Raw genomic sequence first — 21846 nt, forward strand, 5'->3', positions numbered from 1 at the left:
TATTGGGCAACATAATCGTTCGTATGCATCTGTGAGCCTATCAATGCTTTACGTCTTGATAGGCTTTTCACCACTCCTCAAAATCCAAACTTGACTTCCCATTTATTTGCGATCAAAAAGAGCACTCCCGGCAATACCAGGGTTTGTCATTTCATATGGATTTAAAATTAAGTCAAGCTCTTCCTCTGTCAACACGTCATACTGGAGACAAAGCTCACGTACCGATTTACCTTTTAAGATGGCTTCGCGTGCAATACGTGACACGACCTCATACCCGAGATGCGGATTAACCGCCGTAATGATGCCTACGCTTTTTTCGACGTATTCTTTAAGCCTGTCTTCATTCGCTTCAATGCCTGCCAAACAATACTCTGTAAAGCTGCGGAAAGCATTATTCATAATGCTGATGGATTGAAGTAAGTTAAAGACAAGTACGGGCTCCATTACATTTAACTCAAGCTGGCCTGCTTCTGACGCCAGGCAAATCGTATGATCGTTCCCGATTACTTGGAATGCCACTTGATTAATGAGCTCCGGCATGACAGGATTGACCTTTCCAGGCATAATGGAAGAACCAGGTTGACGCGCTGGCAATGCGATTTCTCCAAGTCCTGCACGAGGGCCTGATGCCATTAAACGCAGGTCATTCGCGATTTTTGACATGTTAATCATACACACTTTCAATGCCGCTGATACTTCCGTATAGGCATCCGTATTTTGTGTGGCATCCACAAGATGATCAGCTCCCACAAGCGGCAATCCGCTAATGTCCGCAAGATGCGCAACAACATTTTGAATATAGCGAGGGTCGGCATTTAACCCTGTTCCCACTGCCGTTGCACCCATGTTGATTTCATATAAATGTTCGCGTGTTTGACCAATGCGCTTCATATCCCGTTCTACGGCACGGCTGTAAGCTTCAAACTCTTGTCCGAGGCGAATGGGTACCGCATCCTGAAGATGAGTGCGCCCCATCTTAATGACATGGTCAAACTGCTGTGCTTTTTGCTTAAAAGTATCCAGCATATATTGCATCGTATCTAACAGCTTCTCTAACAGATTAAGTGTAGAAATATGAATGGCTGTCGGGAATACATCGTTTGTTGATTGCGACATGTTCACATGGCTGTTTGGACTTAGCTTGCCATAGTCACCTTTGTTATGACCAAGCAACTCGAGCGCACGATTGGCAATAACTTCGTTTGCATTCATGTTCATTGAAGTACCCGCGCCGCCTTGGATGGGATCAACGATAAAGTACTCGTGCCATTTTCCTTCAATCACTTCATCTGCTGCCTGAACAATTGCCTCACCTAATCCTTCATACAGACGCTTAACATCCATATTGGCAAGTGCGGCCGCCTTTTTAACCATTGCCAAAGCTTTAATCATTTCTCCATGGACTCTGTATCCTGTTATAGGAAAATTCTCTACAGCCCTTAAAGTTTGGACTCCGTAATACACATCTGCCGGGATTTCCTTTTCTCCAAGAAAATCCTTTTCAAGTCGGTATGCCATTGTATTTTCCACTATGTTCTACCTGCTTTCCTCATAGCTATAAAATGTTATATCATCTGCAATTGGTGTTTCCATCATTGTTTTGACGTCTTGAGGGTTCTGTGTCTGACCCAACACCCACATTAATTTAGGGACGATGGCTTCTGTGTTCATATTTCTGGAACGAATGATGACGCTTTGGTCCACTTTTCGTCCTACTTCATAAATACTAATATCTTCGCCTTCTTCTAAGCATTGTGTCGTAATAACGACTGAAATTCCGCATTCTGTCATTTCATTCAATTTAGCCAAAATGTCTCTTCCTTGAAACGGAATCCCGCCGCTTCCATAGCTTTCTATAACAATGCCTTTATATACGTTCTTTAAAGCATCAAATATTTCCGGTTTGATCCCCGGGTGTAGCTTCATTAGAAACACATCTGTGCAAAGAGCGGTGTTCAGTTTGACTTCCTTCTGTTTTGGTACATGGATTTCATTAGTATACTCAATTGCAGTTTCCTTGATAAAGGCAATATATGGGTAGTTAATACTTTCGAACGCATCATAGCTTTTTGTTCTTAGCTTAATAGCTCTTGTTCCTTGAATGACCCTGCCATCAAACACAACATATACTCCCCCTACGCCTTCGCAAGCAAAACGAATGGCATCGGATACATTTTTTCTTGCATCCGTTTTCGTGTATGAGATTGGAATTTGAGAGCCTGTCACAATAATTGGCTTGTCCACATCTTGCAGCATATAAGAGAGAGCTGCTGAAGTGTAGGCCATCGTATCTGTTCCATGAGTGATCACAAACCCGTCATAGTCATTGTAATTTTCATAGATGGCTTCTGCCATTTTCACCCAATATTCCGGTTGCATATTCGTGCTGTCAATGTTCATCAAAGCTATATGATCAATCTCGTAGCTTTGATTTAATCCTGATAAATGACTTAAAAGCTCTTCCGTCTTTGCTCCAGGAACCAGCCCATTTTCCCCTTGTACTGAAACAATCGTTCCGCCAGTCGTTAACAATAATAACTTTTTCATATCTTCCCCTCCTTTAAAAATAGCTTGTCCTCATCCTAAAGTGACAATAAGTATAATTGTTTAAAAATTAAGAAGAATTCATCTATAATACGCTTTTCGCGTACACTCAAAGTAATTATAGTAATGATATATTGAGAAATCAAGTAAAATATTATTCATTTCGCGTACATTTCATGAAAGGAAGATGATATAATAAATTTAGATAAAGGAGCGTAGAAAGATGATTTTAAGTAGATTAACTACATTAAGAAAGAGTAAAGATTGGTCCCTGCAAGATGCAGCTGATCAGCTTGGAATCGCAAAGAGCACCTATGCAGGATACGAATCAGGTTACCGTCGGCCTTCATTGGAAGCAATCAAACTAATGGCTGATTTATTTGAAACATCCATTGATTACTTGCTCGGCAGAGTCGACCATTCAACCTTCCCCTCCCAGAGGGATAAAAGAGAGTCCACCAAACAACTCGAATTAACGGAATCATCTACATTTACATTGGCTGTCGATGGAACTCCGCTCTCCCAAGAAGAAACACAGCAATTTGTCGCCTTTATCAGGGCGAAGCGGGAGATAGAGGGGAAATCTCGCCAACATCCCTGACGGAAAAATCGTCTATTAGAAGCGTATATTTCATGAATTTCTTATCTCACTCACGATAAAACAGCCTGGTTCAATAACCAGGCTGTTTTATGACGGTAAAATATTATATCGATTATGACGCACATTCGTAAGATCACTCTCAATTCTTAATAATTTCGTAAGAGCTGGATCTAACAGTTTGACAATAACTGAATTCTCATTAATTTTGATTACTTCCCCTGTTAATGCAACGATTTCTTTTTGCCGCTGTTTAAATACCTCTCTCTCCCATTTGATCCTATCTCCGATTTTTACTGCTAAATGATTATGTAATGATTCCTTTGGTTGTTTCATTGGCTTCCTCCTTGTATAGTGCGTTTAAAAACCTTCTATGTACTGAGAGGGTTCCATAAGTAGTTAATGGTTACTGGTCTTTACAGCAACTTCTTTTTACATCTGCCCTTCTATTCACAGCAAAGTAAGCAGTTGTGACTAATGAACCTTTGAAAACCAGCTTCCTTCCTCTTGTTCGATAACTTCCCCATTTTCACTTAAATTAAACCGGATTTTTGTAATATAAAAACAAAAAATAATCTATTTATAATCTGTTTTCCTTAAAACAGCCTGAACAAATTCTTTCAAACAGCAAACATCTTTCCCTTCTCCCGTCATATATTTTCAATAGAAGGAGAGTGTGACGATGAGAGTACGATCATTATATGTCCCTAAAGCAAAAGTGAAATACTGTCGTGATGATATGACGATTCAAGAGGCCATCGATTTTTTGCGGGAAACGGGCTATCGCTGTGTACCTGTCCTTAAAGACGACGTGTTTTTAGGATTGGTTTATAAAATTGATGCGAAGGAATACATATATGAACAAAACGGTTCTCCTGGTGCGTCCGTTCAAGAGATCACCATGGATACCGATGCGGTTATTACAGAGAACTCTTCGTTCGTCAAAGCGCTTTTTACTATTAAAAGGCTTCCGTTTTTAGCCGTTGTCGATGAAGAGCGGCGCTTAAAAGGGATTCTTACCCATAATGCAGTGATGGAAGTGCTTGAAGATGCTTTAGGCGTCAAAACCGGCGGGATTCACTTTACGATTGCTGCCTCCCACACGAAGAGTTCTCTTTACCATATTACCGATATTTTAAAGCACTATAATATTGAAGGGCTCATTACGTTAGATAACGGCACACGCTTGTTCCGCCGTATCGGCGTTACCATCCCGTTAACGACTCCTCCTCAAGATGTAACGACGCTTACTTACCTGCTGGAGAAAAAAGGCTATCGCGTCCTTGACCGCGAGATTATTCAAGCGAAAGTATAAAAAGCGATTCAATCAAGAATCGCTTTTCTTTTGTTCTATTCACTCTTGATGAAACTTATCATATTCATAATCGTATGTTCAGACAGGGGAATCCATAGTACGTAAAGCCTCATGTCAAAAAAGAAGGATGGAACAATGAATCGGACAAAAACAATGAAGGCTTCTGTGCTGACAGGAGCGGCTGGCGGTTCACTCTCATTCGCCGTAGCATTAAAGCTAGAATGGAATATATGGTTCAGCCTCGTTACATCACTTACCGATGGATTTTGTTTTGGTTATTTGGCCTTTACAGTCTTGCAGCGAGCAGAGAAAAAGAAATCTAAAAACATAGACCGATAGGGTTTTTCTTCATAGGAAGCAACTATATATTTGTATGAACAGCAGAAAAAAGCCAAAAATCCATTTATGGATTTTTGGCTTTTTTCTTACTATATAAACCCCATTCGATTCTCTAACATCTCCGTGGTTTTCTCCCTGTTCTTCTACCTTGTATAACTTACAAAGATCGATATAACATTATGGTAAATTCGAGCTCCCCATCAAATAGCGATCGACTTCACGGGCAACTTCACGACCTTCATTGATTGCCCAAACGATCAAACTTTGTCCCCTTCTTGCATCCCCTGCAGCAAATACGCCATCAACATTTGTTTTGTATTCGCCGTATGCCGCTTTTACTCTGCGGTTTTCTGCTTCTACACCGAATTGCTGAAGAAGCGGCTGATCTGTTCCTTCAAAACCGATGGCAATCAACACAAGCTGTGCCGGCCATACTTTTTCTGTTCCTGGAACTTCTTTAAACACATACTTGCCGTTTTCTACGACTTTTTCCATGCCAATCGTATGAAGCTCTTTTACATGTCCGTTCTCATCGCCTACGATTTTTTTCGTTTGGATTAAATATTCACGTACATCAGAACCAAATTTTGTTTTTGCTTCTTCGTGGGCGTAATCAAGCGCAAACGTAAGCGGGTACTGTGGCCATGGATTGTCTAGTGAACGATCATTCGGCAAAACAGGATGCTTACCGAACTGCACAACGCTGTTGCAGTTTTGGCGAAGCGCCGTTGCGATACAGTCAGCCCCTGTATCACCGCCGCCAATTACGATGACATCTTTTCCTGCTGCATTGATAAACTGGCCGTCTTGAAAATTGGAATCAAGTAAGCTTTTTGTTGCTTTTGTCAAATAATCCATCGCAAAGTGAATACCTTCTAATTCGCGGCCTTCCATTACAAGATCACGCTGCTTTTGCGCACCCGTGCAAAGAACGACAGAATCAAAATCAGCTTGCAGCTCAGAAGCGTAAATATCCTTACCAATTTCTGTATTTGTGATGAATGTGACGCCTTCTTCTTCAAGCAGACGTATACGACGCTCAATCACTTCTTTTTCCAGCTTCACATTCGGAATTCCGTACATCATCAATCCGCCGATGCGATCAGCACGCTCAAAAACCGTTACACTGTGGCCGGCTTGATTTAATTGGTCAGCTGCGGCAAGACCTGCAGGACCTGAACCAACAATCGCCACTTTTTTTCCTGTGCGTACTTTTGGAATACGCGGTGTAATCCAGCCTTCTTGGAAGCCTTTTTCAATGATCGTGTGCTCGATGCTTTTAATCGCAACAGCCGGATCATAAATTGATACGGTACAGGATCCTTCACAAGGCGCCGGACAAACGCGCCCTGTGAATTCTGGGAAGTTATTGGTTTTCAAAAGACGTTCTAACGCTTCTTTCCATCTTCCGCGATAAACTAAGTCATTCCACTCAGGAATCAAGTTTTCAATCGGACATCCTGATGTTAAACCATTTATTTCAGTACCCATATGGCAAAACGGTGTTCCACAATCCATACATCGGGCACCTTGTCTTTGCAATGCTTCATCGGAGAAAGGAGCCGAGTGTTCTTTCCAATCGTTTAAACGCTCAAGAGGGTCCCGTTCAATTGCCTCTTCACGTGTATATTCCATAAATCCTGTTGCTTTTCCCATAGTCTCCTCCTCCTTTTATTGTGCGACTGCCTCTTGTTTTTTTGATGCAGCAAAGGTTTGTTTTTGTTGTTTCTCCTGCTTAACGTTCGCTTCAAACGCACTCATAATCGCTTGGTCGTCCGTTAATCCAGCTTCTTTTTGCTCTTGGATGCGATTCATCATTCGTTTATAGTCTTTTGGAATAACTTTCACGAATTTGGCCATTAAATCATGCCAGTTAGCAAGTACATACGCAGCTTTTGAACTGCCTGTGTATTTCTCATGTTTGATGATCATTTCCATTACTTCTCTGACCTCAACTATATCAGTAAGCGTTTCAAACTCCACCATTTCTTGGTTGCATAATGCTTGGAATGCATCTTGATCATCAGCCAGAACATACGCGATTCCACCTGACATTCCAGCCGCGAAGTTTTTACCGACATTCCCCAACACAACGACACGTCCGCCCGTCATGTATTCACATCCATGGTCGCCGATTCCTTCTACAACCGCATGGACACCACTGTTACGTACACAGAAACGTTCACCCGCACTGCCCTGAATATAAGCTTCACCGGCTGTTGCTCCGATAAATGCTACGTTACCCGTAATAACATTATCTTCGGGTGCAAACGAAATATTTTGAGGAGCACGGACGATAATTTTACCGCCTGATAAGCCTTTACCAAGATAATCATTCGCATCTCCCTCAAGGTGCATCGTCATACCTTTCGGAATAAAAGCACCAAAGCTTTGACCCGCTGAACCCGTGAAACGAAGATTGATTGTATCTTCAGGCAACCCTTTTGCACCGTATCTTTGTGCCACTTCACTGCCGACCATCGTTCCGACAACACGGTGAATGTTTTTCACGTTGAAGTCAAGATCAACTCGCTGTTTACTTTCTAATGCCGGAGTGACTTGCGGAAGGATTTCCGTCACATCAAGTGATTGATCAAGCTTATGATTTTGCGGACGGCTGAATGTACGAGCACCTTCTGCTTGGTATAACAATTTAGATAAATCTAAATGTTTTGCTTTCCAGTGTGCTTTTGTGCGCTCACTTACCGTTAACATATCTGTTCTTCCAACCATTTCCTCCACTGTTCTAAAGCCTAATTGTGCCATCAGTTCGCGTACTTCTTGTGCGATATATGTCATAAAGTTGACGACATGGTCAGCCGTACCTAAGAATTTAGCGCGTAACTCTGGATTTTGTGTTGCGACACCAACCGGGCAAGTATCCAAGTGGCAAGCACGCATCATGATACAACCCATAACAACAAGCGGAGCCGTTGCAAAACCAAACTCTTCTGCACCAAGCAATGCAGCCATTACCACATCGCGGCCTGTCATTAACTTCCCATCTGTCTCTAATACAACACGGTCACGTAATTCGTTTAGCATTAATGTTTGATGTGCTTCAGCTAAACCAAGCTCCCATGGTAATCCAGTGTGCTTAATACTCGTTTTTGGCGATGCACCTGTACCGCCGTCGTAACCGCTGATGACAATAACATCAGCCGCACCTTTTGCCACACCGGCTGCAATCGTACCAACGCCCGCTTTCGATACAAGCTTTACGCTGATGCGAGCTTTCGGATTTGCATTTTTTAAGTCATGAATCAATTGTGCCAAGTCTTCAATCGAGTAGATATCATGATGCGGCGGCGGTGAAATTAAGCCAACACCAGGTGTTGAACCGCGAACTTCCGCAACCCATGGATATACTTTATTTCCTGGAAGCTGGCCACCTTCACCAGGTTTTGCTCCCTGCGCCATTTTGATTTGCAGTTCATCAGCATTTACGAGGTAGTTGATGTTTACTCCGAAACGGCCGGACGCTACTTGTTTAATCGCACTTCGGCGAAGATCTCCATTTGCATCAGGTACGAAACGGCTTGCATCCTCTCCGCCTTCCCCGCTGTTGCTTCTTCCGCCTAAACGGTTCATCGCAATTGCCAATGTTTCATGCGCTTCTTTACTTAATGAACCGAATGACATCGCGCCAGTTTTAAAGCGGCGAACGATCGATTCTACCGACTCGACTTCGTCAATTGAAATTGGTGTTCTGCTTTCATTAAAAGTAAAGGCATTACGAATAAATGTTAACTGCTCTTCGTCTGCCATTTTGGAATACTTTTTGAATAGCTCATAATTCCCTTCACGGCAAGCGCGCTGCAATGTATGAATCGTATGCGGGTTAAATGCATGGTGTTCACCATTGCGTCTCCATTGAAGCTCACTTCCAGCTTCTAATGTGTTATCTTCATAGTTGCCGTTAAAGGCTGCTTCGTGACGCAATTTCGCTTCCTGTTCAATGACATCCAAACCGATGCCGCCAAGCTGGGAAGCCGTGCCTTCGAAATAACGTTCGATGACATCATTACCGATACCGACCGCTTCAAAGATTTGTGCGCCGCGGTAACTTTGAACGGTTGAAATCCCGATTTTCGACATAACTTTTACGACACCTTCTGCTGCCGTTTGATTGAACTTAGCCACAGCTTCTTCGTATGAATCAGCAATGACACCTTCTGCAACCGCATGTTCCACTGTCGCGTACGCTAAATAAGGGTTAATCGCATCGACACCATATCCAAGTAAGACAGCAAAGTGATGAACTTCTCTTGCTTCACCGGATTCAATGATCAGACTCACTTTTGTACGTGTTCCTTGGCGAAGTAAATGTTGATGTACTGCGCTGCCTGCCAGCAATGATGGAATTGCGATATGCTCACGATCCACTCCTCTATCAGATAGAACAAAAAGTGACACACCCTCTGCGATAGCTTCATCTACTGACTTCAAAAGACTTCCCACAGACTGTTCTAAATTTTCAGTAAACAAAATCGGTAATGTACGGCTCTTGAACTCCGGATAGTTATTCGCTTTAATACGTGCAAGCTCTTCATTTGAGATGAAAGGCGTTTTTAATTGAATGCGTCGGCATGCTGTTTCAGTCGGGTGAAGGATGTTTCCTTCCGCACCGAGAAATGACATGGTCGATGTTACTACTTCTTCACGAATCGCATCAATCGGAGGATTCGTTACTTGAGCGAATGATTGTTTAAAATAGTTATATAAAAGATGAGCTCGGTCTGATAATACAGCTAATGGTGTATCAAGACCCATTGAACCAAGCGGATCTTTTCCTTCTGTTACCATCGGGATAATGTTTTTGGATACTTCTTCATACGTATAGCCAAATGCTTTTTGAAGCTTTACTAGATCACTGATTTTCTCGCTAACTTCTGCTTCCGGCAGTTCATTAACCGTTAGAAGCTGGTCATTTAGCCACTCGCGGTAAGGCTTCGCTTCAGCCATTTGCTCTTTAATCTCACGGTCTGAGATGATGCGGCCTTCTTCAAGGTTGAGCAACAGCATTTTACCCGGACTTAAACGATCTTTGTATAATACATTTTCCGGATCAACGTCCACAACGCCTACTTCAGATGATAAAATGAGGTAGTCATCTTTTGTCACATAATAACGGGCTGGACGAAGACCATTGCGGTCTAAAATGGCTCCAATTTGTTTGCCGTCCGTGAAAACGACCGCCGTTGGACCATCCCACGGCTCCATTAATGTGCTATGATATTCATAAAATGCTTTTTTCGTATCATCCATGTTTTCATCTTTTGCCCATGGCTCAGGAATCAGCATCATGGCTGTATGTGCCGGTGTACGTCCTGCTAATGTGAAAAACTCAAACGCATTGTCCAGGATGGAAGAGTCACTGCCATCTGTATCAAGAAGAGGTAACACTTTTTCAAGGTCATCACCAAATACCTCTGAAACAAACTGTTGTTCACGTGCTTTCATCCAGTTGATATTGCCGCGAATCGTGTTAATCTCGCCATTATGGATTAAATAACGGTTTGGATGCGCGCGCTCCCAGCTTGGGAATGTGTTTGTACTGAAACGAGAATGGACAAGCGAAAAGCCTGATTCAAAATCCTCGTCTTGCAAGTCAATATAAAAGCTGGATACTTTCGATGGAGTCATTAATCCTTTATATACAATCGTGCTGCTTGATAAGCTTGCAAAGTAAAAGCCTGTTCCGTTGGCAGCTCCGAATTTTTCAGCTTGTTTACGAATGATATATAATTTGCGTTCAAATACTAATTGTTCTGTAAGGTCATCGCTTGCACCAATAAATACTTGGCGGACAAACGGTTGCGTTTTCTTACCTGTAGGTCCGATATGCTCGCCGTCTACCGGAACAGTTCTCCAGCCAAGAAGCGTTTGACCCTCTTGTTCAATAAGGCGATTTATTTCACGCTCATATTGCTCGCGTTCTTCGGCATTTTGTGAAAAGAAAATCATCCCAACACCGTAGCGTCCTTGCTCTGGCAAGTTCATCTCACTGCATACTTTTTTGAAAAAACCATGAGGGATTTGAACCATGATTCCAACACCGTCGCTTGTTTCAGGATCGCTCCCTTGTCCGCCGCGATGTTCTAGTTGATCCAACATATGAAGTCCTTTTTTGACGATATCATGAGATGCATGGCCATTTAAATGTGCATACAGTCCGATTCCACATGCATCGTGTTCAAACTCAGGACGGTAGAGACCTTGCGCTTTTGGTAATTGGTTATATTTCATCATTTCTCCCCCGTTTCGATTTCTATTTATTTTCAATTAGATTAATTTTCTGTATTTTCAATCCGATGTAGATCACATGAACTTATTCTATATTTAAAAATTAATATAAACAATATATAATTTAGATAAAAACCATCTCAAATTGAGATAAGCGAATGGAGGAGCTGAATGGAATTACGTCAATTGCGCTATTTTATAGAAGTGGCTAGACGGGAACACGTGTCTGATGCAGCAGCCCATCTTCACGTAGCCCAGTCAGCCATAAGCCGGCAAATTGCCAATCTAGAAGCAGAACTTGGAGTGGATTTATTTGAACGGGAAGGGCGGAACGTCAAACTAACGCCAATCGGCAAACTTTTTTTAACTCATACCGAAACCGCTTTGAAAGCGATTGACTATGCAAAACAGCAAATCGACGAATATTTGAATCCGGAGCGAGGAACGATTAAAATCGGCTTTCCGACAAGTCTTGCCAGCCATCTACTGCCAACGGTCATTTCCGGGTTTAAAGATAAATACCCGAATGTGGCATTTCAGTTGCGCCAAGGCTCTTACAAGTTTTTAATTGATGCCGTCAAAAGCCGGGATATTGATTTGGCCTTTCTTGGACCTGTTCCCACGAATGATGATGACATCGAAGGGCATATTTTGTTCACTGAAAACATTTCGGCTTTAATCCCGGCTAGTCATCCGCTTGCGGACCGAAAAAGCATCCGCCTCAACGATTTAAGAAATGACGCGTTCGTCTTGTTTCCTGAAGGATTCATTCTTCACAAAATTGTAATCGACGCCTGCAAACAAGCGGGGTTCACACCAAACATTTCGTCAGAAGGTGAAGATTTGGATGCCATTAAAGGTCTTGTTTCAGCTGGAATGGGCGTCACGCTTTTGCCGGAAAGCACCTTTTACGAAAGAACCCCTCGCTTCACGGTGAAAATTCCCATTGAAATACCGCAAGTCAATCGCACAGTTGGCATCATCATACCCCAAAAACGGGATCTGGCTCCATCAGAAAAAGTGTTTTATCGATACGTCAAAGAATTTTTCTCGGTACTTGAACAATATCAATAAAGAAAGGTTGTCTCGAAAAGAGATTCGTTCCTTTTTCGAGACAACCTTTTTATTTATATATTTCACTTAATAATTCGACACATCCTCCTCCCACGAGAGGCAGTCACAATCGATTATTCAGGCAGCTTGATTGGCCCTCAAGGATTTACCTATGCGGATGGCGCCAACTCCGTAAGGGGGGGTGGCAGCCGCATAGGTCTAGAACATTCGGCATGACCGTTCTTTGGTCATGCCGAATGTTCTACATCGATCTATATAGAGGGCTTTTCCCCTTCCATGATCGTTTGAAATTCCTTCATGTCGGAATCGGCTTTCGGCGTGAGATGAAATGGATTTTTAACTTGGTGCGGGCTTAATGGATCTGAGTCTACTCGGACCCCCATCATCTCTCCTCCACTTGAGGTCAAATCATTAATAGCGCCCTCTTTTGTTCCATCAAAATGGGGAGATACTTCACGAAAATCACGATCATTGTTTGGCATACATAACCCTCCTTCTTACGTACTTTTTGCCAAACGAATGATTCTTATACTTTTTTAAAGATGTTCATTCTTTCGCTCTTACTGCTCCCGTTGCGCTTTCCATTCATCAACCTTTTGGCTGATTCGGTCGATTTCCGCTTGCATTTCCGCGAATTTCGTCTCTCGCAAATCACTCGAATACTGGCGTCTCAACTCATACATTTCGTCTTTTATTTTTGAGGCTTCCTCTGCCTTTTCCTGATCAATCAATTCTTCATTGCGCAAATACGAAATAGCAGCACTTAACCGGTCACGTTCCCGATAACTTACTTGATTAAATAGATCATAATCTTCATCAAAACATTTCATTTCGGTTAAGTGGTCCCACGGATTGACTTTTTCGGTATGAATCCAGGCTAACGTTCCCATCGATGGACGCCATTTCTTTAAAATGGTTTCTTTCAGCTCTTCTTTTGAACGGACCGTCGCATATTCGCCGCCGCCTGCTTCCGCCACTTGTTTTAGCTGCGTTTGCCCTTCATCATCGACATCAAATCCAATAATGTTGACTTTAGCCTTGATGTTCGATTCCGCCAACGTTTTTGCTGCCGCTGCCGGATCTCCTCCACATGTTTCGATACCGTCACTGACTATGTAGACGGTATTCGCATACTTCTCATTTTGAAACGGCTCAAGTAACGTTCGCGCATGTTCGATGCCCGCCCCCAATGGTGTCCATCCAGTTGCCTCGAACTGAAGAAGGGCTTGCTGGAATGCCCCTTCATTAAAGGGCGACAAGTCATATACCGTTTCAATCTTGCCGCATGATTTTTCCTTGTCGCTTTCCTTGTTGCTGCCAACATGGCCGTAAACTGCTAATGCGACATTTGCGTCTTCTGAAAGTTCACCCGCAAATTCAGCAACCGCTTCCTTCGCAAGCGCCATTTTTTCTCCGCCTGTAACCTGCCCCTTCATACTTCCGCTCGCATCCACCAAAATGACGGCATTTTGTTTTTTCTGCACTTGCTTTCCTTCTGACGTTATCTTATCTTCTCCTTCTGGAAACTGCGGCTCCTCAAACTGCACTTTAAAGCCTGTCATATTTTCGCTTGTTTTCTTATATGCTCCGCTTCCAAGCATCGATACTAAATAATCATAGATGTCTTCAGCAGATGCATTTGGATGATCTTTTATGTATGCTGCCACCGTTTTTTCCATTTCCGGTTGAAACGTTTCTTCCATATACGAATCATAGTCGCTGTTTTTTTCCCCTTCGTAATCAGCGAGGAGCTTGTCGACCAGCTTCCCTGGCTGCTGTTTCACCGTTTCCTCTATCGTTCGCGGGGCATTTGGAACAGCTGCTTCTTTGTTCTCATCCTCCACACTTTCTTCTTTCTTTCTACTATTATTCGTGTCTGCTGTTTGTTCTGAACTGCATCTATAAAGCAGACCGGTTACGGCGGCTAAGATTATCAGAAGCCCAAATTTCTGTTTCATTCTCCCACGTCCTTTCTTTTCTACCTAAATCATCTTATCCTCTATTTACCATATTTACAATGAGTTCAAAGTATTAGGACGAAGAAATGATTTCCTTTTCATCCCTTCACCAAGTCAGTTTGTTTACGCTTACATTATAGTAGAAGAAACACGACTCAAAGGATGAAAGAATCTGTCATAAAGATCCAGTAAAATCAATGGAGTCAATGAACCGTCCTTTCAATGTAAACTATTTGAGACTTTTAATAGCTTCGTTACTTCCGTGATCTCATCCACTTCACATTAGATAGTAGCGCTGCTGCCCGATTTTTTTTAGCCTGGACATCTCTTAATTTTAAACTTTCTTATTTTTAGACAAAAACGAACTCCTTTTCATAAGGAGCTCGTTTTTGTTTAAGACGTTTTCTTCATTTTAATCACATTATCGGATTGCTTTTTTAGTTTTTTTCGGTATACAACTTTGGACAATGTAACGCTAAATTCGTATAAAATCAAAAGCGGTACGATAACTAATATATCAGATATCAAATCAGGCGGTGTAATTAAAATAGACACAACGATAAGCAAAAAGTAAGATACCTTTCGCGCTTTTGAAAGAATCATAGGATTAATAACGCCAAGAGAAGTGAGAAACATGACGACCAGCGGAATTTCGAATAAAAATCCAAACGGCAACGTCAAGTTAATCATGAATTTAAAATATTTTTCAGACGTAAACATCGTTTCAAATTGTCCTTCAGACAAGGACAGTAAAAAACTAAGAACGGTCGGGTACACGACGAAATAACCGAATGATAACCCGGCAATAAAAAGAATAAACAACCCAGGAATGTAAGATAGGGTCGTTTTTCGTTCCTTTTCAGAAAGCGCCGGTTTTACAAATAGCCACGTTTGATAGGCCGCAACGGGAATAGTAAGAGCAATCGCGATTACGCCTGAAATCATAAAATACACCCAGAGAATTTCACTTGGTCCCAATACAGCTAAATGATGGTCGAGATCCCGAATAAGCCATGCGTAAATTTCCTGCACAAAAATAAATGATCCAAGTAAAAACAAGATAAAGGTGATCAACGTATAGATTAACCGTTTCCTGAGTTCCCCAAGGTGTTCTACCAAAAGCATTTCTTGATTAGTCATACAACTCCTCCTTTACTAAAAAGCAAGAGGAAGATGCAAGCTTATTGCTTACATCTTCTTCAACATTACTTGGATTGCGTCTTTTCTTCTTTCTCGTCTGACATTAAATCCTTAGCGGAGTTTTTAAATTCTCTTAGTGTACTGCCAAAAGCACGTCCAATTTCAGGCAGCTTAGATGGACCAAATATGATGAGGGCTATGACTAAAATCAGGATTAACCCAGGTATGCCGATATTTTGAAGCATAGTGCTCCCTCCTTTTGATTATCTTTCCTTCTTCTTGTTTTCTTCTATTGGTAAAGGATCCATACTCTGGTCGTTCGCTGTCAAGTCGATACCATAATCCTTAGCGAAAACCATGTGGGTTTCTGTAAGAACGCCATCTTGATTTTCATCTAGATTGAATACTCTGGCGCCCCGCAGCCTATTCCTTTCAGCTCCCGGAAGACCATAGGTGCCGAATCCAGTATTGCCGGCATAGCCAAGTAATATCCCATAATAATTACCCATATAGGTATTTATGTGGTCATGGCCACAAAAGACTCCCTTGACATCGCCTCTCTCCAGCATCGCCGAAAACAAACCACTGTTAACCGGCCCCATACACTCTTCTTCATTTCTTTCTCCTACAATATTGTGCTTTTTCACAGCAATGGCATGGTTGGCATCTGTTCTCTGATCTACGCTTGCGTACCACATAAATCTATGCTCCCAAAGAGGGATGTGAATGAACACGAGTGAAGGAACTTTATATCCCCATTGTTTCTCCAACTTCTTGGAGGTCTCATAATACCAGCTTACCTGATTAAAACGAAGCCAATCCCACGTCGGATATCCTTTGAAATCTTGGCCGGCAATGGTTTGCGGCGCATACCTTCCGCTGTCAAGCAGCCAGAGGTTGAACGCCGCTTTTTTGCCCTTGGAATCCTTAATAAGCAAATTCATATTACCTGTTCCTGTAATACCTTTTACTCCAGGCCTGTTTTCATTGTATTTATAAGACATATAGATTCGAAGCATATCTTCTTCGTCAAGACCGCTGTTTGGCGTGGAATCTTCATCATGATTTCCAAAAGTAACAGCCCACTTTATCCCCCTCTGTTCCATCGGCTGGGCAACATTGTTAATAGCTTGTCTCATCTCCATAGGTGTATCACAGCCACCGGAAATATTGTCCCCGTTCAGCACAACAAAGTCAGGCTTCTCTGCATCAAGCACTTTCTCCATAAGCTCCACAGTCCGGCGGTCAATACGCTCATCATCTTGTGTATCGTTAAACTGTACAATTTTGAATTTTCCATCTGGATTAAATTGAAGCTTTACATCGTCGTTTTTTTCGGCATGAGCTGTACTGCTGAATAAATCTACTGGAATCCCGGTAGATCCAAGTGTTAATGCAAGTGTACTCATTCCTCCTATTTTGATAAAGCTCCGTCTGTCCAATCCTTTGTGCGAATCTTGATTACTCATAAAAAAACCTCCCATTTTCTTCTAGCTTTTTCTGGTAATACTTCAACGCTGTAAACCTGTGTGTTGCTGGCACTTTCTCTACAATTTCCTACTTCATCATAAGATAGAAATGTTGATAGATTATTAATCTTAGATAAAAGAAAAGTAAAGAAAACAAAATTAAGAATTAAATCCCCACTAATTTCTTCTTAAACAAAGTAAGCAGCTAGAGTCTTTTGTTGATAAAATGATATGAAATATGGGTTTAAAAAAAATTGTTGTCATCAGCTTTTGCTTAATTTACAAAAAAATAATATTTTTGTTAATTCTTATTTATACTTATTTTTTATTATTAGAATTAATAGACCGAAACAAAAATGAAGAATTTACAGGGGATAAAGAGATGGAGAAGACTTCAGCTTCAGAAAGGTATAAAGTGATAATCAAAGAACTTGAAATCAAAAATAAAATTGGAGTAATTGAATTAGCCTCAAAATTAAGGGTAACGCCTGAAACGATTCGAAAAGATTTAACAGTGCTTGAGAAAAACAAAAAATTACGAAGAATCCATGGGGGAGCTATTCATTACTTTCAGCTGATGAAAGAGCCGCACTTCAATAAAAAAATCGGGATTCATCACGACCAAAAGCAATTAATAGGGGAGGCAGCCTCAACCTTTATTATGGATGGAGACTTCATTGCACTTGATGTAGGTACAACAACCCTTCATATTGCGAGATCTTTAAAAAAAGTTAAAAATGTCACCATTGTCACTAATTCGTTAGCAGCAGCAGAAATATTAAATGATAGGTTAGAAAATCACCTGTTTGATGGTCAAGTAGTTGTGATTGGGGGGAATTCAAATCCTCTTCAGCGTTCCATCAGCGGGACTTTAACCAATAAACTGCTAGAAGATTTTTATTTTGATAAGGTCTTTATTTCATGCGGCAGTATTAGACAAGAAGGAATTTATGATTTCGATGTTGATGAAGCAAGTGCATCTTCTATTATGATGAAGAGATCAAAACAAGTATTTGTGGTAGCTGATGCTTCTAAAATTAATCAAAAGGCGCTTTTCCAAATAGGTTCATTTTCTTCAATTGATTGCTTGATTACAAATGCTGACATGCCAATCGAATGGTCTAAAGATCCACTATTCAGCAAAGTGGATTGGATAAACATGGATGAACAAAAAGAAGATTGACTATCACTTCCAGATTTGTTAACTGAAGAAAATATCCATTTAACAATCTTATCTTTAAACAAAAAACGAACTCCTTATCATAAGGAGCTCGTTTTTTGTTTAAGACATTTTCTTCATTTCTATCATATTTTTATTGCAAACCCGTACCGAAATAAGGAATGAAGACTAACATCCTTTTCTATCAACTTATGTATAAATCGTTCAACCATTTAACGAATAACCCTTTGGGCATTTCCAAATACGAAACGCTCTCGACATTGAATTCCTTAGAAGAGCATTGCTTCATCATATAAGCATACCACTGCCTTGTTATGTCTTCTGCAATGCCAAAAGCTTTTGCCTCTTCCTTTTCTGATTCATCGAGAAGACCTTGCTGCCATTTTTTTTCATCCAACATATATTCCTGACTATAAAGGGCATATTTCTCACACCAGTATACAAGCTGCTGATGCGTGAATTCATTTTGGTCGTCACATACTTCATGCAGCAAAATCTTTAAATGTTCCGGTGTAAAAGGTAAAACAATCTGGTTTGGCTTTGTTATAGTCATCCCTCGGCCCCTTTCATTGTTTTTAATTCTCAAAAGAAAAAGACGTGCTTGAAACGCTGCTATACGTTTCATTATACACGTCTCTTCTTTTTGAACACACACTTTTAAAGAAAGAACTTAGTCCATGCTCACCCAAACACTCTTCACTTCTGTATAGTTTTCCAAAGCATAGCTTCCCATTTCACGGCCGATACCAGATTGCTTGTAACCACCGAACGGACTTGCCGCGTCAAATGCGTTATAGCAGTTCACCCAGACCGTACCCGCTTTGATTTTGTGTGCAAGGTAATGGGCCTTTTTGATATCCTGCGTCCAAACACCCGCTGCTAAACCGTAATCAGAATCATTAGCTTTTTTAACAAGATCATCTAAATCATCAAACGGCATGGCCGCTACAACCGGACCGAAAATCTCTTCTTTCGCGATCGTCATAGAGTGATTTACATCGGCAAATACCGTTGGAGCAACGAAGTATCCTTGGTCATACGGAATCGTACCTCCGGCCAACACTTCAGCGCCTTCTTCCACACCCTTATCGATATAGCTTTTCACGCGTTTTTGCTGTTCAGCTGAAATTAATGGCCCCATTGTCGTATTTTCTAATAAACCGTTTCCTTGATTGATTGTTTTTGTCAAAGAGACTAAATCTGCTACCACATTATCGTACATGCTCTTTTGAACATATAAACGGCTTCCTGCGCAGCATACTTGCCCTTGGTTGAACATGATTCCCATTAATGCACCCGGTACGGCTTTCGATAGGTCTGCATCCGGTAAAATGATATTCGGTGATTTACCTCCAAGTTCAAGCGTCACGCGTTTTAACGATTCGCTCGCCTGTCTCATAATATACTTACCAACAGCCGTCGACCCAGTAAAAGCTACTTTATCGACTAGCGGATGATCAACAAGCGGCGCACCAGCCGTTTTTCCGTAACCCGGCACAACATTGATAACACCTTTTGGGAATCCTGCTTCCTCCATCAATTGCGCTAAATATAAAGCGGAAAGCGGCGTTTGTTCAGCCGGCTTCAAGACGATTGTACAACCTGTCGCAAGAGCCGCGCCCAATTTCCACGCTGCCATTAATAGCGGGAAGTTCCATGGGATAATTTGCGCCACGACACCGATTGCTTCATGGCGAGTATAGTTAAAATAGTTTCCTTGAACCGGAATGGTTTGTCCAACAATTTTAGTGGACCAACCGGCAAAATAGCGGAAATGCTCAATTGCCAGCGGAACATCGGCATTGGATGTTTCACGAATCGGTTTTCCGTTATCTAAAGTTTCAAGCTGTGCTAATTCAAGTTTATGTTCTTCCATCAAATCTGCTAATTTATAAATAAGGCGGCTTTTCTTTGCCGTTCCCATTCTTGACCATGGTCCATGATCAAACGCTTCTCGTGCTGCTTTTACGGCCAAATCAATATCTTCCGGACCAGCTTCCGCTACGTCCGCTAACTTTTCACCAGTTGCAGGGTTAACTGTTTCAAACGTCTTACCGGAAATAGAGTCTACCCATTCTCCATTTATGTACAGTTTTTTCACGCCGTTTAAAAACTCTACTAATCTAGGACTTAATTCCATTCCTTTTGTACTTACGTTTTGCATATCCCCACTCCTAATCAACTTGTATTTGGAACCGCTTCCAAAAACAATTCTACCATTATTTTCATAATTTTGAAAACTATTTTTTGTTAAAATTTTATTACAATTTCATTAAACTCTCAATTACTTTGTTATATTTAGACGCTATCTTCAGTTCTCTCTCTTTTTCGTTCCAAAGAAATCCGTCATGGCCTTTAAATAAATGAAGCATGGACAAAGAATGTCCATGCTTCATTTATTTATGTACATTATACTCCGCTAAAATAACGGCTATCCGATCTTCAATGTCTTTTACAGTCTCGCTCCCAAAATTATTTAAGACAACGGCAAATGCGAGCTCTTGTCCCCCCTTTGTGGTCACATAGCCTGCAAGCGACGTAGCTCCTGTGATGGTGCCTGTTTTAGCTTTTACGTTTCCTGCCGCAGCCGTCTCTTTCATGCGCTTGCGGAGTGTGCCGCCGATGAGACGTTCACTTGCTCCGGCAACAGGAAGGGATTGTAAAAGTACGGGATACCAATCTTCTTTTCGGACTTCTGCAAGCAATTTAGAAAGTTCGCTTGCTGGTACGTTGCTAACATGAGAAATTCCTGAGCCATCCCGAAGGTACAGTGCATCAGTGTTCACTCCAATTGTTTGCAAATAACTTTGAACGACCTCCAGCCCTTTTTCCCAGCTTCCTTCTCCATGAACAACTCTTCCCATTTCTTTCACAAGCATTTCAGCAATAACATTGTTGCTTAATTTCATATACGGAACAAAAATGTGAGAGAGCGGCGGTGATTCCTTGGTAAGAAGAACAGACGCGTTTTCTGGAGCGGCTTTGTATGTATCATCCTTTTCTTTTATACGAATCCCTTCTCTTTTTAAAGCACCTCTGAATAGATCAAGCGCATAGATCGATGGTTCTCTTACCGCAATCCATTCACATGTCCTTTTAGCCCCATCCGGAATAGTTCCTTGGACAAGAATTGTATTCGTTCCATGCTTACGCGTAACGGTGATGTCACGGGCCCCATCTTTTTGAACGGTTGTTGCGTCATTAACGATGTTTACCACATCCGTTTCTGGCGTCAATGTAACTTTTGCATGTTCTCCCGGTTTCGTAGGATGTACTTCTATTATGACACTTCCTGCATCATAATCCTTGTTTGGAGAAACCGTCAAAGCGGATATCGGAGCGCCGTAATAATAGGACTCATCGTTCCAGACAACATCTTCCGACAGCCTTACATCGTCATACCAGGTGTCGTCTGCTGCAAGATTTCCGGCTACCTTCTTTATCCCTAATTTCTTCAACCCTTTGGCTAACTCGTCGAAATCTTCAGGGGAGAGTGTCGAATCGCCTTTTCCTTTTAAATAAAGATTTCCTCGAAGCGTATTTCCTTTTACTTTACCGTCTGTGAGCAGCTCGGTTTTAAATGTATAATCGGGACCAAGCACCTCGAGGGCAGCGGCTCCTGTCAAAAGCTTCATGTTAGAAGCAATTTTCAATCGTACCTGTCCAAACTGTTCGAACACCACGTTCCCGCTGTCTGCATCGCGCACACTTACAGCACTTATCGCACCTCTCAGACGTTCATCCGCTAACACTTCATTGATGTGATTCTTCAAATCGGCATAATCACTCGATGCTTGTGCAGACACTGAATCTTTCACCTGAACCGGCATGATGGGTAAAATACCCAATAACAGTATCATTACCCGTCGCTTTATTTTTGTTTGATTTCTACTCATATGGTCCATCCTTAAAAAATTATGTGGATTTACATAGTTTATCCCGTTTTACCAGACAACACTCTCCCCATTTTAGAACGTCCTTTG

At 41.6% G+C, this 21846-nt stretch carries 18 protein-coding genes; 5 read left to right on the forward strand and 13 right to left on the reverse strand.

The window, feature by feature from the left end:
* Positions 1-102: 102 nt before the first annotated feature.
* Both aspA and BK575_RS19320 read right to left on the reverse strand, forming a co-directional pair.
* On the reverse strand, positions 103-1518 hold the full coding sequence (gene aspA / locus BK575_RS19315; RefSeq protein ID WP_078414874.1) for an aspartate ammonia-lyase: 1416 nt from the start codon (positions 1516-1518) through the stop codon (positions 103-105).
* Positions 1519-1536: 18 nt separating this feature from the next.
* On the reverse strand, positions 1537-2547 hold the full coding sequence (locus tag BK575_RS19320; RefSeq protein ID WP_078412832.1) for an asparaginase: 1011 nt from the start codon (positions 2545-2547) through the stop codon (positions 1537-1539).
* 220 nt (positions 2548-2767) lie between these two features.
* Between BK575_RS19320 and BK575_RS19325 the strand changes: the two genes are divergently transcribed.
* On the forward strand, positions 2768-3145 hold the full coding sequence (locus tag BK575_RS19325) for a helix-turn-helix domain-containing protein (RefSeq protein WP_078412834.1): 378 nt from the start codon (positions 2768-2770) through the stop codon (positions 3143-3145).
* 87 nt (positions 3146-3232) lie between these two features.
* Here BK575_RS19325 and BK575_RS19330 read toward each other — a convergent pair whose 3' ends face one another.
* Positions 3233-3478, reverse strand: coding sequence for a DUF2187 family protein (locus BK575_RS19330; protein ID WP_078412836.1), 246 nt, complete (start codon positions 3476-3478; stop codon positions 3233-3235).
* A gap of 346 nt (positions 3479-3824) precedes the next feature.
* Between BK575_RS19330 and BK575_RS19335 the strand changes: the two genes are divergently transcribed.
* Both BK575_RS19335 and BK575_RS19340 read left to right on the forward strand, forming a co-directional pair.
* Positions 3825-4457: a CBS domain-containing protein gene (locus BK575_RS19335; protein ID WP_078412839.1), complete on the forward strand. Its 633-nt coding sequence runs from the start codon at positions 3825-3827 to the stop codon at positions 4455-4457.
* Positions 4458-4592: 135 nt separating this feature from the next.
* Positions 4593-4796: a hypothetical protein gene (locus tag BK575_RS19340; RefSeq protein WP_078412841.1), complete on the forward strand. Its 204-nt coding sequence runs from the start codon at positions 4593-4595 to the stop codon at positions 4794-4796.
* A 177-nt stretch (positions 4797-4973) separates the two neighbouring features.
* Here the strand turns inward: BK575_RS19340 and gltD are convergent, their stop codons facing one another.
* Complete coding sequence (gene gltD, locus BK575_RS19345) at positions 4974-6452, reverse strand: glutamate synthase small subunit (protein ID WP_078412843.1); 1479 nt, start codon at positions 6450-6452, stop codon at positions 4974-4976.
* A gap of 15 nt (positions 6453-6467) precedes the next feature.
* The gene (gene gltB / locus BK575_RS19350) at positions 6468-11045 is read right to left on the reverse strand and encodes a glutamate synthase large subunit (RefSeq protein WP_078412846.1); all 4578 of its coding nucleotides are present in this window, start codon (positions 11043-11045) and stop codon (positions 6468-6470) included.
* Between the two features lie 168 nt (positions 11046-11213).
* On the opposite strand from gltB, the gene BK575_RS19355 reads away from it, so the two are divergent.
* Complete coding sequence (locus BK575_RS19355; RefSeq protein WP_078412848.1) at positions 11214-12116, forward strand: LysR family transcriptional regulator; 903 nt, start codon at positions 11214-11216, stop codon at positions 12114-12116.
* Between the two features lie 251 nt (positions 12117-12367).
* Here the strand turns inward: BK575_RS19355 and BK575_RS19360 are convergent, their stop codons facing one another.
* From BK575_RS19360 to BK575_RS19380, 5 genes are all read right to left on the reverse strand, one after another.
* Positions 12368-12598, reverse strand: a complete 231-nt coding sequence (locus BK575_RS19360; RefSeq protein WP_078412850.1) for a hypothetical protein — start codon at positions 12596-12598, stop codon at positions 12368-12370.
* Positions 12599-12676: 78 nt separating this feature from the next.
* Positions 12677-14074, reverse strand: a complete 1398-nt coding sequence (locus BK575_RS19365) for a vWA domain-containing protein (RefSeq protein ID WP_078412852.1) — start codon at positions 14072-14074, stop codon at positions 12677-12679.
* Between the two features lie 393 nt (positions 14075-14467).
* The gene (tatC, locus tag BK575_RS19370; RefSeq protein ID WP_078412854.1) at positions 14468-15214 is read right to left on the reverse strand and encodes a twin-arginine translocase subunit TatC; all 747 of its coding nucleotides are present in this window, start codon (positions 15212-15214) and stop codon (positions 14468-14470) included.
* Between the two features lie 65 nt (positions 15215-15279).
* Positions 15280-15459 (reverse strand): twin-arginine translocase TatA/TatE family subunit, encoded by a 180-nt coding sequence (locus BK575_RS19375; RefSeq protein ID WP_078412856.1) that lies wholly within the window; start codon positions 15457-15459, stop codon positions 15280-15282.
* Positions 15460-15477: 18 nt separating this feature from the next.
* The gene (locus tag BK575_RS19380) at positions 15478-16683 is read right to left on the reverse strand and encodes a metallophosphoesterase family protein (protein ID WP_078412858.1); all 1206 of its coding nucleotides are present in this window, start codon (positions 16681-16683) and stop codon (positions 15478-15480) included.
* A gap of 238 nt (positions 16684-16921) precedes the next feature.
* Between BK575_RS19380 and BK575_RS19385 the strand changes: the two genes are divergently transcribed.
* The gene (locus BK575_RS19385; RefSeq protein WP_235867420.1) at positions 16922-17866 is read left to right on the forward strand and encodes a DeoR/GlpR family DNA-binding transcription regulator; all 945 of its coding nucleotides are present in this window, start codon (positions 16922-16924) and stop codon (positions 17864-17866) included.
* A gap of 181 nt (positions 17867-18047) precedes the next feature.
* Here the strand turns inward: BK575_RS19385 and BK575_RS19390 are convergent, their stop codons facing one another.
* The 3 genes from BK575_RS19390 to dacB all read right to left on the reverse strand — a co-directional run bounded on the left by BK575_RS19390 (position 18048) and on the right by dacB (position 21759).
* Positions 18048-18416: a hypothetical protein gene (locus BK575_RS19390; RefSeq protein WP_139368076.1), complete on the reverse strand. Its 369-nt coding sequence runs from the start codon at positions 18414-18416 to the stop codon at positions 18048-18050.
* Between the two features lie 117 nt (positions 18417-18533).
* Positions 18534-20003: an aldehyde dehydrogenase family protein gene (locus BK575_RS19395; RefSeq protein ID WP_407984387.1), complete on the reverse strand. Its 1470-nt coding sequence runs from the start codon at positions 20001-20003 to the stop codon at positions 18534-18536.
* Positions 20004-20259: 256 nt separating this feature from the next.
* The gene (dacB, locus tag BK575_RS19400) at positions 20260-21759 is read right to left on the reverse strand and encodes a D-alanyl-D-alanine carboxypeptidase/D-alanyl-D-alanine endopeptidase (protein ID WP_078412864.1); all 1500 of its coding nucleotides are present in this window, start codon (positions 21757-21759) and stop codon (positions 20260-20262) included.
* Positions 21760-21846: the final 87 nt, after the last annotated feature.

Origin of the sequence: Priestia abyssalis (assembly GCF_002019595.1) — a bacterium.
Classification (GTDB): Bacteria; Bacillota; Bacilli; order Bacillales; family Bacillaceae_H; genus Bacillus_BA; species Bacillus_BA abyssalis.

Excerpts from the sequence above, each read along its gene's own strand:
- BK575_RS19360 (WP_078412850.1), bottom strand. The coding sequence starts at position 12,598 with ATGCCAAACAATGATCGTGATTTTCGTGAAGTATCTCCCCATTTTGAT.
- BK575_RS19335 (WP_078412839.1), top strand. The coding sequence starts at position 3,825 with ATGAGAGTACGATCATTATATGTCCCTAAAGCAAAAGTGAAATACTGT.
- gltD (WP_078412843.1), bottom strand. The coding sequence starts at position 6,452 with ATGGGAAAAGCAACAGGATTTATGGAATATACACGTGAAGAGGCAATT.
- BK575_RS19380 (WP_078412858.1), bottom strand. The coding sequence starts at position 16,683 with ATGAGTAATCAAGATTCGCACAAAGGATTGGACAGACGGAGCTTTATC.
- BK575_RS19385 (WP_235867420.1), top strand. The coding sequence starts at position 16,922 with ATGGGTTTAAAAAAAATTGTTGTCATCAGCTTTTGCTTAATTTACAAA.
- gltB (WP_078412846.1), bottom strand. The coding sequence starts at position 11,045 with ATGAAATATAACCAATTACCAAAAGCGCAAGGTCTCTACCGTCCTGAG.
- BK575_RS19325 (WP_078412834.1), top strand. The coding sequence starts at position 2,768 with ATGATTTTAAGTAGATTAACTACATTAAGAAAGAGTAAAGATTGGTCC.
- BK575_RS19355 (WP_078412848.1), top strand. The coding sequence starts at position 11,214 with ATGGAATTACGTCAATTGCGCTATTTTATAGAAGTGGCTAGACGGGAA.
- BK575_RS19320 (WP_078412832.1), bottom strand. The coding sequence starts at position 2,547 with ATGAAAAAGTTATTATTGTTAACGACTGGCGGAACGATTGTTTCAGTA.
- BK575_RS19330 (WP_078412836.1), bottom strand. The coding sequence starts at position 3,478 with ATGAAACAACCAAAGGAATCATTACATAATCATTTAGCAGTAAAAATC.
- BK575_RS19365 (WP_078412852.1), bottom strand. The coding sequence starts at position 14,074 with ATGAAACAGAAATTTGGGCTTCTGATAATCTTAGCCGCCGTAACCGGT.
- BK575_RS19375 (WP_078412856.1), bottom strand. The coding sequence starts at position 15,459 with ATGCTTCAAAATATCGGCATACCTGGGTTAATCCTGATTTTAGTCATA.
- BK575_RS19395 (WP_407984387.1), bottom strand. The coding sequence starts at position 20,003 with ATGGAATTAAGTCCTAGATTAGTAGAGTTTTTAAACGGCGTGAAAAAA.
- aspA (WP_078414874.1), bottom strand. The coding sequence starts at position 1,518 with ATGGCATACCGACTTGAAAAGGATTTTCTTGGAGAAAAGGAAATCCCG.
- BK575_RS19390 (WP_139368076.1), bottom strand. The coding sequence starts at position 18,416 with ATGACTATAACAAAGCCAAACCAGATTGTTTTACCTTTTACACCGGAA.
- tatC (WP_078412854.1), bottom strand. The coding sequence starts at position 15,214 with ATGACTAATCAAGAAATGCTTTTGGTAGAACACCTTGGGGAACTCAGG.
- BK575_RS19340 (WP_078412841.1), top strand. The coding sequence starts at position 4,593 with ATGAATCGGACAAAAACAATGAAGGCTTCTGTGCTGACAGGAGCGGCT.
- dacB (WP_078412864.1), bottom strand. The coding sequence starts at position 21,759 with ATGAGTAGAAATCAAACAAAAATAAAGCGACGGGTAATGATACTGTTA.